The 10,894-nt window shown below is 43.3% G+C and carries 9 protein-coding genes; 3 read left to right on the top strand and 6 right to left on the bottom strand.

The features are described from left to right. Window positions 1-304 precede the first annotated feature (304 nt). Window positions 305-1,477: an IS200/IS605 family element RNA-guided endonuclease TnpB gene (tnpB, locus tag IM515_RS02540; protein ID WP_002764978.1), complete on the bottom strand. Its 1,173-nt coding sequence runs from the start codon at window positions 1,475-1,477 to the stop codon at window positions 305-307. 340 nt (window positions 1,478-1,817) lie between these two features. On the opposite strand from tnpB, the gene thrC reads away from it, so the two are divergent. Continuing rightward, a complete protein-coding gene (thrC, locus tag IM515_RS02545; protein ID WP_061430419.1) occupies window positions 1,818-2,927 on the top strand; it encodes a threonine synthase in 1,110 nt (369 codons plus the stop codon). A 30-nt stretch (window positions 2,928-2,957) separates the two neighbouring features. On the opposite strand, the gene hisB is transcribed toward thrC, so the two are convergent. The 3 genes from hisB to IM515_RS02560 all read right to left on the bottom strand — a co-directional run bounded on the left by hisB (window position 2,958) and on the right by IM515_RS02560 (window position 6,225). Continuing rightward, entirely contained in the window at window positions 2,958-3,587 is a 630-nt protein-coding gene (hisB, locus tag IM515_RS02550; protein ID WP_002756684.1) for an imidazoleglycerol-phosphate dehydratase HisB, read from the bottom strand. A 273-nt stretch (window positions 3,588-3,860) separates the two neighbouring features. Continuing rightward, window positions 3,861-5,375, bottom strand: a complete 1,515-nt coding sequence (locus IM515_RS02555) for an energy transducer TonB (RefSeq protein WP_287628880.1) — start codon at window positions 5,373-5,375, stop codon at window positions 3,861-3,863. A gap of 166 nt (window positions 5,376-5,541) precedes the next feature. Further along, window positions 5,542-6,225 (bottom strand): hypothetical protein, encoded by a 684-nt coding sequence (locus IM515_RS02560; protein WP_193961389.1) that lies wholly within the window; start codon window positions 6,223-6,225, stop codon window positions 5,542-5,544. Window positions 6,226-7,200: 975 nt separating this feature from the next. Here IM515_RS02560 and IM515_RS02565 point away from each other — a divergent pair. Further along, window positions 7,201-7,413, top strand: a complete 213-nt coding sequence (locus IM515_RS02565) for a CAB/ELIP/HLIP family chlorophyll-binding protein (protein ID WP_002787621.1) — start codon at window positions 7,201-7,203, stop codon at window positions 7,411-7,413. 58 nt (window positions 7,414-7,471) lie between these two features. On the opposite strand, the gene dapF is transcribed toward IM515_RS02565, so the two are convergent. Continuing rightward, window positions 7,472-8,317, bottom strand: a complete 846-nt coding sequence (dapF, locus tag IM515_RS02570) for a diaminopimelate epimerase (RefSeq protein WP_287628881.1) — start codon at window positions 8,315-8,317, stop codon at window positions 7,472-7,474. 61 nt (window positions 8,318-8,378) lie between these two features. On the opposite strand from dapF, the gene IM515_RS02575 reads away from it, so the two are divergent. Beyond that, a complete protein-coding gene (locus IM515_RS02575; protein WP_002756689.1) occupies window positions 8,379-8,591 on the top strand; it encodes an Hfq-related RNA-binding protein in 213 nt (70 codons plus the stop codon). Between the two features lie 404 nt (window positions 8,592-8,995). Here the strand turns inward: IM515_RS02575 and IM515_RS02580 are convergent, their stop codons facing one another. Next, complete coding sequence (locus IM515_RS02580; RefSeq protein WP_287628882.1) at window positions 8,996-10,576, bottom strand: hypothetical protein; 1,581 nt, start codon at window positions 10,574-10,576, stop codon at window positions 8,996-8,998. Between the last annotated feature and the right edge of the window lie 318 nt (window positions 10,577-10,894).

A 10,894-nucleotide genomic window follows, 5' to 3' on the forward strand; every position in this document is an offset into this window, starting at 1 on the left:
AGCAAAAGATAATCAAAGGGATTCCATAAAGATAAATCGCGTCTGAGTTTAGGGGCGAGATTAATGGTGGGGACGGTGCTTTCCTTCATAATTTTTATCTCTGGCTATTTACCCGGTGATGGTTTATTAAGTAGGTAGGTGTTACTCAAGGTAGGGTTGATTCATGAATCAACCCTACTATTCGGCACCCCCCTTATCAAGGGGGGCAGGGGGGATCAAACCCCCCTTATCAAGCAGGGGGGAGCCATCTTCAATTTAAATATAACCAGCTAAGTGAACTACTCTCAACAGAGTTGAGAGCTTCCTATTTCACGGGGGATTGCCTCAAGACGGACTTACGCCCAACTTTTGGTCTTACATCCCCTCTATAGGCAGTATCGCTAGTTCCTAACGACAATATCCGTAAGGCTTCATTTTTGATGTTTATCGCCGCATTTATATCACGATCATGGGTTGTTTTGCAATGCTCACAAGTCCATGTTCTAACATCAAGTGGTAAACTCGCTACTTGATTTAGACAGACATTACAAGTTTTAGAACTAGGGAAAAACCTATCAACTTCGATATAAGTTTTTCCTTCCCATTCTGCCTTGTATTTAAGCATTGTACAAAACATTCCCCAACCACAATCACTAATAGCCTTAGCTAAATTATGATTGCGTACCATGCCTTTAACATTGAGATTTTCTACCGCAATAACTTGGTTTTCGTTAACTATCTTACGGGATAGCTTGTGGAGAAAATCCTCACGACATCTTGAGATTTTAGAGTGAACTTTAGCTACTTTACGTCTAGCTTTTTGACGGTTGTTACTTCCCTTCTTTTTACGGGATAACTTTTGTTGTTTACGCTTTAAATTACGTTGATGTTTAGCTAAATGTCTAGGATTCTCATACTTACTACCATTGCTGGTAATGGCAAAATGAGTAAGTCCTAAATCAATTCCTATGCCTTTGCCATCCTTTGATGTCTCAGGCAACTCCAATTCGTCATCAACTAAAATAGAAGCGTAGTATTTACCGTCTGGAGTTTTTGAGATAGTAACGGTTTTAATTGTTCCTTCAAATTCCCGATGACGCACACAATAAACTAATCCAACTTTACCCGGTAATTTGAGGTAGTCACCTTCAAACTTGACATTAGCTGGATAGCTAATTGATTGCCTACCATGTTTGGACTTGAATCTTGGTAATCTAGCCCGTTTTTCAAAGAAATTTTGATAAGCTTGCGATAAGTTCAAAGCAACAACCTGTAAGCACTGAGAATAAGCATCTGTCAACCACTCATATTCTTTTTTGAGACTAGGCAATAGTCCCTGAATATAGTTTCGTGTTAGCCCTTTTCCTGTGGTTTTATAGGTTTCTTGGCATAAATTCAAGGAATAGTTCCAAAACCAGCGACAACAGCCGAAGCCTTTAGCTAAGGCTATTTCTTGCTCGGTATTGGGTTTTATTGTGAATTTATATGCTTTGTACATGGCTGTTATCAAGAATCTATATTTATGATAACACAACTTTATAGAATTGTCTATATGCTGGTCAGCATTCATCCCATCGCTAAAAGCGAGGGACTTCTGCTGACACTAAGTTAAATCAACTTCTGAAAGACAAAAAGGGCAAAAAATCAGAGTTATAGCAATAAAATAACTATTTTTTGACCAAAAAGGTCATTTATTGGCTGTTACTGCCTTTTATCTTCCCGCATCCCTGTTTTAAACCCCATGAATCCCAATCGGGCGATCGAGATTAATTTTTTTGCCTGCTTATTCGATAAAATAGGAAATTAGGCCATCTAATCAAATCTGTATCCTTAAGGCTATGACAATTATTTCTCGATCGATCCCCCAATCACCCACTAAATCATCGTCTATCGGCGGCTGGCGCGGTTTGATCGAAGAATATCGCCAATTTCTGCCCGTAAGCAGTAAAACTCCTGTAATTACCCTCCTAGAAGGCAATACACCCCTGATCCCCGCCCCCTATCTCTCAGCACAAATCGGGCGCGATGTCAAGGTTTTTGTCAAATATGATGGTTTAAATCCCACTGGCAGCTTTAAAGACCGGGGTATGACCATGGCCATCTCGAAAGCTAAAGAAGAAGGGGCAAAAGCCGTGATTTGTGCCAGTACCGGAAACACCTCGGCGGCGGCGGCAGCCTATGCAAGACGTGCGGGGATGCGGGCCTTTGTGATTATCCCCGACGGTTATGTGGCCTTAGGAAAATTAGCCCAAGCTTTATTGTACGGGGCGGAAGTCATCGCTATTAATGGCAACTTCGATGATGCCCTCAAGATTGTCCGCCAACTATCAGAAAATTATCCCGTAACGTTAGTCAATTCCGTCAATCCCTACCGTTTAGAGGGTCAAAAAACCGCCGCTTTCGAGATTGTCGATGTCTTGGGTAATGCTCCCGACTGGTTATGTATTCCCGTGGGTAATGCGGGCAATATTAGCGCCTATTGGATGGGATTCTGTCAGTACCACCAGATAGGCAAATGCGACCAGCTGCCGAAGATGATGGGTTTTCAGGCCGCCGGGGCTGCCCCTTTTATCTCCAAACAACCGGTTGACCATCCCGAAACCCTAGCCACGGCTATCCGTATCGGCAACCCCGCTAACTGGGAAAAAGCTTGGGCTGCTAGTCACGCTAGTCAAGGGCAATTTCACGCAGTCAGCGATGAGGAAATATTGGCAGCCTATCGGATTTTAGGGGGCCAAGAGGGGGTTTTCTGTGAACCAGCCAGCGCCGCCTCTGTGGCAGGATTATTAAAAGTGCATCAACAGGTTCCCGATGGGGCCACCGTAGTGTGTGTTTTAACGGGAAATGGACTAAAAGACCCAGATTCGGCGGTAAAACACAGCAATAATCAACTAAAATCTGGGATTGCGCCCGAATTAACCCAAGTGGCTCAAATTATGGGCTTCTAAGCTAACGTCAATTCGGGTTAAGCAGTGCTTCTATAAAACTCCCTTAGAACTAGGAATTATACCGGCACGACGGGGATCGATCGCTATGGCCATACTCATCGCCCGGGCAAAAGCTTTAAAAGTAGCCTCAATAATATGATGGGAATTAATCCCGTCTAATTGACGAATATGTAGGGTCATTTGACTGTGATTGACCAAAGCAACAAAAAATTCTCGCACTAGCTGAGTATCGTAGGTTCCCACTCTTTGGGTGGGAATTTCTAGACCATAACTGAGGTGGGGACGACCGGAAAAATCGAGGGCAACCTGCACTAAAGCTTCATCGAGAGGGGCGACAAAATGCCCGAAACGGACGATGCCTTTTTTGTCGCCTAAAGCTTGCAGTAAAGCTTGTCCGAGGGTGATTCCCACGTCTTCATTGGTGTGATGGTCATCAATTTCTAAATCTCCAGTGGCGCGTACATCGAGATCGATCGCAGCGTGGGAGGCGATTTGCTGCAACATATGATCAAGAAAGGGAATTCCTGTCTGGGCGCGACAATTGCCGCTACCATCAAGATCGATCGTCACCTCTACATCGGTTTCTTTGGTAGTACGACTAACCGAGGCGCGACGGCAAGGTGAGACAAAAGAATCGGGTATCTGGGAAGTGGAAATCATTTACAGCAGTTATCTTAATGGTGAGATACGAAGTTTTCCTTTTCAGGAGACAGGAGACAGGAGATAGGAGACAGGAGATAGAAGACAAGAAACAACTATCCTACCCATAAAACCTAAGATTATGTCAAATTTATCTTAGCTTTTAGATATTTTGACCCGATAGCAGCTCGATAACTTACTTGTGCGGGGGGTCTAGTGAACTTAAAACTCACATCTGATAACTGATAACTGATCACTGATTACTGATCACTGATCACTGATAACTGAAAAGGCCTAACTTTCTGGTTCAGTTTTAGCTTCCGCTGGCGGACCGGGGGGCAAAGCTTCCTCGCTGACAGGTTGAGGATTTTGGCTAGTGGGGGGACTAGGGGGGGAAACGTCCGGCTGATTGAGAGCGGGGGTTTGGGGAGGAGTTTCTGGGGCTTTTTCTTCGATTATCGCTTCTTTGGGCGGTTCTGGCTGGGTTTGGGCTGGATTTGGCCCTGTGGTTGCCGGGGGCTTGACGTTATCCGGTTGGGGACTAACGGCGGGTTGCGGGGTTTGATTGGGACGAAGCGGGGTTTCAATTGCCGGCGTTACGGGGGGGGAGTTACGGGTATTGAGGTTACTACCCTCCGGTTTTGGGGGATTAGCGATCGCGCCTCGACACACTTCTGGGTTAGGGGCAAAACTGACTTGCACACGATAGCTTCTCGACTCACCACTGGGATTTTTTAAACTAATTGATCTCACTTCCCTAGCTGCCTGTTGATTGAAAATCGGGAAGCCAGCACTTTTAATTAACTGGGGTTCACTGCTGAGGCGGCCTTGACCATCCACCGTCACCCCATAAACCGCCGTCCCCGCTAATTGACGGGAACAAGCCGCTGCGGGATAATTACCGGTCAAATTGACGGTAGTTATGCCTCCGCTGCCCTGATTCGGCTGATTTAGTTCATTTAAGGCATTGGGATTAGTTTTTTGGACTCTGGCCAGCCAATCCACCAGATTTCTCCTGGCCTCATCGTTACTGGTATTACTTTTATCCGCCTCCAGGGAGCGCGAACGTTCTTGCATTTCCCAGATTAATTGTTGACGACGCTGTTCATCAATGGGTGATTGACCATTCGGCTCCGGTGTCCGGGCCAAGGAATTGTTTAATTGTTCCTGTGCCTGTTGCGATGCACTAAGAGGGGATTTTCGCAATCTATCTAAAGTTAGATTATCTTGGTAGGGATCAAAGTAAGGAGGTATCCGGTTGTTATTAGTCTCCCTCGGCAGATTATTATTGTCCGGCAGGGTGGGAACAGCAGGAGGACTGGGTAAACTGGGGGTAGAAGTGGGAAAATTGCGAGGAATCGGTAATCTACCCAGGGAGGGGATAGATGCCACGGGAGGAGAATAGATATTGACGGAGGGTAAAGAGGAGAGGGGAGGTAAAGGAGGTAAGGAAGGTAAAGGGGGAAGGGAAGAAACCGAGGGTAAAGGAGGTAAGGTGCTGTTATGGATACCATCCATGGGGGGGAGGGGAGGCAAAGAGGAAGAGGACGAATTGAGGTTAGGCAGTCCGGGTAAGCTGGACAGGGAGGAGTCGAGACTGGGAAGACGTGACTGCTCTAGAGGGTTCAATTCAATCAGATTGACGTTGCGTAACTCCTTTTTTGGCTCCTGCGCTGGATTATTGAGGAAATTAGGTAAGATAATCGCTAAAAGTAGGCCATGAATACCAAGAGAAGCGGCGAACGAGAGATTATTAGAGTTAATTAGTTTATTTTCTTCGGTTTCTAGACCAAAATAGGAGGATGTCATAATGCTAGTTAATTGAGCAGAGCCTTGAGGGGAAAAGTTAACTCTATTTTAATCGTCAGGGCGATTTTTTTTCTTGAGGGCGGGGAATTAATTGGTGTCAGTACCCCACCACCCCACACCTAACACCCCACACCCTGCCACCACCGAAAAACTTTTTCAGCAGACCCTACTTATGCGGTGAGCGGGCCACAGCTTTTAATTTGGGATACAATTCCGAAGGGTCTAACAAAGGGATAAACTCATCGATTGCCGGTTTAAAATTAGCCGGAAAATTCTCCCTAGTTCCAGGACCGTTAGGCGATTTAGGCACTGATTCTAATTCAGGGAATTTGGGCGTTTCCGGGGTTAACTGCGAGAATAATTCCTCCACATTACTCATCCCTTTGCGAGGATCATTAAAAAGAGAAGTTTCTAAGTTGAGTAAAGAGTCTTTACTCGTGGCTACTGTGCCATTATTATCGGTTTTTGCCGCTTCCGGCTCTGGATAAGGCTGCTCAAGGGTGGTAGAAAGTATATTGATCTTTTCCTGTTGAGGGATAAATACCGTTTTTTTGCCATTTAACTGGGAATCTAGCAAGTTTTTACAAACCAAGCGCTCGAATTCCCCCGTAAAATGAAAGGTAGGATGGCCGCGACGGTGCCAAATTTTGAGGATTTCCTCCACCGAAATGACTTTGTAACGTCCCTGATAGAGTGCCTCTAAAATCGCCATGCGAATCCAATTTAGCGAATAGGTGGGCAACCAGCGCTCGATTAATTCTTGCGCTTTATATCCTCTCATTTCAAATCGATATTGGTTGAGTATAGTCGCTATCTGCATCAGGTTGATCTCTGGGTTAATCTCTGCCATAGAATTTACAAAGATAGTGAGCGCAATCGTTATGGCTACTAGGCACTCTATATATTAAGATTCTATTCAGGTTTTTCCTAGTGGTTTTTACTTATTCTCCCCACACTTACCCTTTCGAGCATCTCCACTCAAGGTCAGTTGACTCCCTAGAGTCGGGTTCGCTTTGGGCGGCAATTTATCCCCCGCTAACTCCTGTACGGTTTAACGGGACTCCTCTGGCGACCTTAAGATAGGGTTTGCGGCAAAAAGTTTTTCCTGGGGGCAGGGTGTGGGGTGTGGGGTGTAGGGTTTTACCGATTTTGAGGTAGTCAGTTACCTAATTTTCAGGGAAAAAGTCCAGGAATTTTACCCCCGATCACTCCAATGGTCAGCACTTTTTGAGGGAAAAAAAGTCTAAAAGCCTTATCTAACAAGGTTTTTAGATTTGTTCAGCAAACCTTAAGATAGTTTTTGTCTTTTCCTTGATCGGGTGATCAAGTTTACACTTCTTTACTACCACAACCCGAGTAATTTGTCAAGAAAAAAGCAAAATTTCCTCAATAGACCCAGATAAGGTAGAACTATAGCACTACCCTGACAGCCTAGAACCTTACCGTTGACTGACCCCAAATCCGTTTTTAATAGTGTGATTAACTCTCAAGTTAAGTAGGTGGGTGGAATTAAATATAAGATGAACGTAGGTTGGGTTGAAGCATGAAACCCAACGCCCGATTATGTTACGCTACCGCTAACCCATCCTACAAATAATTGTGCCTCCCTACTTATGAATTGTTTCTCCCTGCTCCCCACTCCGCAGCTCTGGTACTCCCTTCTCCCCACACCCCACACCCCACTCTCCTATACCTTTTAAACAGGATTTAGTCTGACCACCCGATCGAGTTTTTCTGAGTCTCCAGAAATTTTTTGTTAAAATTTGCAACATAACTTAACAATGTGTTACACTTCTTAACATAAGCATACAAAAGGAGCCTCCCCATGACTGCCCGCGGCTACACCACCGAAGAACAAGGAAGACTGAATAATTTTGCTGTTGAACCGAAAATGTACGTTGATAGTTCCAGCGGTCTCGGTTTTACCAAAAAAGCTGAAAAATTGAATGGCAGACTAGCCATGATTGGCTTTGTCTCTCTTTTAGCCATTGAATTGTTAACCGGTAAAGGAATTATTGCTTGGATTACCAGTCTCTAAGAATTAACAATCCCGTCGCGCTGTTCGGGGAGTTCAGTCCCCGTCCAGACGGGTTAGTTTAGATACCATAAATGCCCTCAAAAACAGCTTTAGCAGGACCTGTCATGTAAACCCGGTTATCGGTTTGGGACCAGTGAATCTGAAGACAACCACCGGGCAGTTCCACGGTACAACTGCGATCGCATTTGCCCGTCAACAGGGCCGCCACCACCACAGCACAAGCACCGGTACCGCAAGCGAGAGTAATTCCCGCTCCTCTTTCCCAGACACGCATCTTCATATAATCCGGCGCGATTACTTCCACAAACTCCACATTAGTCCGTTGGGGAAAAACCGGATGATGCTCAAATTTTGGACCGATAGTTTCTAGGGGAATAGAGGCCAGATCATCCACAAAAGTTACACAGTGGGGATTGCCCATACTAACGCAAGTAACTAACCAATCTTTGCCCTCCACCTCTAGGGGAACCGCAAGGACTTTTTCTGACCCCTCCACTAAAGTGGTGGGGATTTCACTGCCGAGGAGTTGCGGCGGTCCCATATCAACCGTTACCTGTTCATTGGCTTCTAAACGGGGAATGATCGTTCCTGCTAGAGTATGAATGCGATAGGTGCGGCCAATGACGTTGTTAGCCTCTAAACGGGCGATAAATTGGGCTAGACAGCGAATACCGTTACCACACATTTCTGGTTCCGAACCATCAGAGTTGAAAATTCTCATGGTGTAGTCGGTTTCTGCTTGGCCGGGAAGCGCAAAAATCACGCCATCGGCACCGATGCCAAAATGTCGATCGCACATAGCCACGGCCATTTCCGCTGTGATCAGGGGTTCGGGACTGTGACGGTTATCTATCAAAATAAAATCATTGCCTAGGCCTTGATATTTGGTAAAGGGGATTTTCATCGTCAATAAAAGCTGCTCAACAGGAATAATAGAGGATGAACACCTCATCGATAAACTCATTATGTCTCAATTTGATCCTGGTCTGCCGAGTATTAAACAAGTACAGAGCTATATTCAAGAGAAACGGGAAGTAGAAATTAAGTTAAGCACCGATGATCTCCTCGTTGGTCGCATCCTTTGGCAAGATGTTAACTGTCTATACCTGGTCGATCACTACGATAAACCCACTTTAATTTGGCAACAGTCTCTAGTTTATTTAAGACCTAAAGCCTAGGGGGAAATTGGCGATATTTGGCTGTGGGATGCGTCCCGGACGCATCAAAAATTCAGTGTCAAGGAGATAGCTTTTGAGTAAATGTAACGTCAGTTCGGGTTAAGGAGATTTGGCCATGACTTCTAGCAAATAATTAGGTGGGATGGCGAGGATAGCATCAGAATTTCAGTTGCTGGAAAATTTGGGTTAAATTGCCGGCGTTGCCGAATCAAGGTATGAATACCAACTGTGCATCGTATCCAAAAGTTAGTCTGGGTCTAGGGTTTAAAAATCCCACAAAAGAAGATTCATATCTCAAATCAGCAACGTCTCTAAACTTAATATGTTAGAATCAAACTTTTAAGCTCATTTCGATTTTAAGATTGATATAGCTAAGGTTTATGGCTGTGAAACCAAGATAAACTTCAATTTTTCATTTTCAGTATCTTTTTTGACAGCAAGTTAAAGACGACAAATATATTGAGTAACGATAATCCAGAGAACAATGGCATACTGGGAAATAGATAACGCATCGGAATTTCCCAAGCAGAGGCATCAACTAAACTATAGAGAAGAAGACGGGCAACTTGGGTTAAAAGAATCAAGAAAACTATAATTATGTAGGTAGATAGAAACAGTGATTTAGCTTGATAAACACAGTAGTAAATTAGGAGGATTACAAAAGAAATAATTCCTAGCACATTGAGAACATATACGAGATAATTTAAGATTTTAACTTTAGTAAATATTTTAGAATTAGGATTGTGGTTGTTGATCAAAGCGGCTCGGCGATTGGCGGTTGCATTAAATAATCCTACACTGGCTTTGGGATCATCCTTAGCAATAATATTTTCTACTTCAGACATAGGGGGAAATATAAACCAATTTACCACCTTAATCAATGAACTCTTAACGTGGGGCAACCAAACCCCTATATTAGGATCTAAATAACCTAATAGTAAAGGTTTACTAGGTAAAGCTTTCTCCTGAAAAGCCTTTTCTAGTTCCTTATTAACTTCTGTGAATACCTGATAAACATTCTGAGGTTTTCGATCTGATGATACCTCGCGAGCTGCATAAATTAACAACCATGAACCGTGAGCCTGAATCATTTCTTCTTTGGGTAAGAAAGGCTGCATTTTTTTCAAAGTTGGGCTAACTTCATAAGCAGCGGCTAGTTGTGCTTGCGTCAAAGGAATATATCTTTGAGGAGTACCCACATCTATTTTCGTGAGTTTTGTATACATTCCCTTAAAACTGGGAGAATCCGATAAACTGACTCCAGAAACCCCAAAATTGACTTTGTTTAAGACCGTGCAGGAGAAATTAACTAGAGAGAAAAGCAGAAAGGGAATTAAACAGTAATAAACTATTTTCTCGATCTTTTGATTTCTGGAAATTCGATAACCTGTGATCCAAGTAATTAGACCGAATCCGAGAAAGTATAGATAGAATATCTCTCTTTCTGGTCTAGTAATGGCAATCATTCCTAGAATCAAACCCGATAGACAGGAATAAACAATCTTACTCGATCTTTTCCTAGAAATTAATAATAATATTGTCACTCCCACTAGAAAATTGAATAAAGAAATTACCGATGATTCACTCCTGGCATCATTGAAAAACCTAAAAGTCAATGGATAAAAAACCATGACAGCAAATACACCAAGACAAATCAATTTAGGAATTTTCAAAAATCGCAAGCAATAAACTAAAAATCCCGTGGAAAGTATATAAAAAATCTCGTGAAATATTCTCAAAGGAATCCCAGATAAATTAACTAACCAGACAAAGATAGAATAACCGGGAGGATGACCTAAGGCCCCGATACCTACTTTATCCGACCAAATATTGAATGCAGCTCTCGCCAGATAGCTTTCTGGATCAGAACCGACAGCGATAATTTCATACTTTCTGGTTAAATAAAATTTAATAATTATTATCAGGACAAATCCTAATCCAATAAGAAAGTTAAAAATTTGCGTACGTTGACTTAATTTATTCATAATTTTCTTATCCCTCAACACTTTATGATAGTTCTTAGCTCTCTTAGTTTTTTTTTGAATAGGTAAGGTGTATCCTATGATACTATAGAAATCGGTGTGAATTCACCAACAAGTAGATAGGAAGTCTCCCTGATCGGTTAAGATTCATGGCTCTTCGGGACTTGGTATGGTTCGATTTGGGGGCATAAATCGACTCAATCCTTATCTGGCAAGAGATTTAATTGATTAGTTCGCTCCAGATCGCAAACAATTGACAAAAATTGCGGCAATGTCTGTCTCTATAAAGGTTTCATTCCTTATAACCCCGTCCATTGCATA

It is taken from the genome of Microcystis sp. M44BS1 (genome assembly GCF_020244875.1).
Classification (GTDB): Bacteria; Cyanobacteriota; Cyanobacteriia; order Cyanobacteriales; family Microcystaceae; genus Microcystis; species Microcystis panniformis.

What these genes read in the sequence shown, in the direction of transcription:
- IM515_RS02575 (WP_002756689.1), top strand. Translation starts at nt 8,379, where the DNA reads ATGTCTCAATTTGATCCTGGTCTGCCGAGTATTAAACAAGTACAGAGC.
- tnpB (WP_002764978.1), bottom strand. Translation starts at nt 1,477, where the DNA reads ATGTACAAAGCATATAAATTCACAATAAAACCCAATACCGAGCAAGAA.
- IM515_RS02555 (WP_287628880.1), bottom strand. Translation starts at nt 5,375, where the DNA reads ATGACATCCTCCTATTTTGGTCTAGAAACCGAAGAAAATAAACTAATT.
- thrC (WP_061430419.1), top strand. Translation starts at nt 1,818, where the DNA reads ATGACAATTATTTCTCGATCGATCCCCCAATCACCCACTAAATCATCG.
- IM515_RS02560 (WP_193961389.1), bottom strand. Translation starts at nt 6,225, where the DNA reads ATGGCAGAGATTAACCCAGAGATCAACCTGATGCAGATAGCGACTATA.
- dapF (WP_287628881.1), bottom strand. Translation starts at nt 8,317, where the DNA reads ATGAAAATCCCCTTTACCAAATATCAAGGCCTAGGCAATGATTTTATT.
- IM515_RS02565 (WP_002787621.1), top strand. Translation starts at nt 7,201, where the DNA reads ATGACTGCCCGCGGCTACACCACCGAAGAACAAGGAAGACTGAATAAT.
- IM515_RS02580 (WP_287628882.1), bottom strand. Translation starts at nt 10,576, where the DNA reads ATGAATAAATTAAGTCAACGTACGCAAATTTTTAACTTTCTTATTGGA.
- hisB (WP_002756684.1), bottom strand. Translation starts at nt 3,587, where the DNA reads ATGATTTCCACTTCCCAGATACCCGATTCTTTTGTCTCACCTTGCCGT.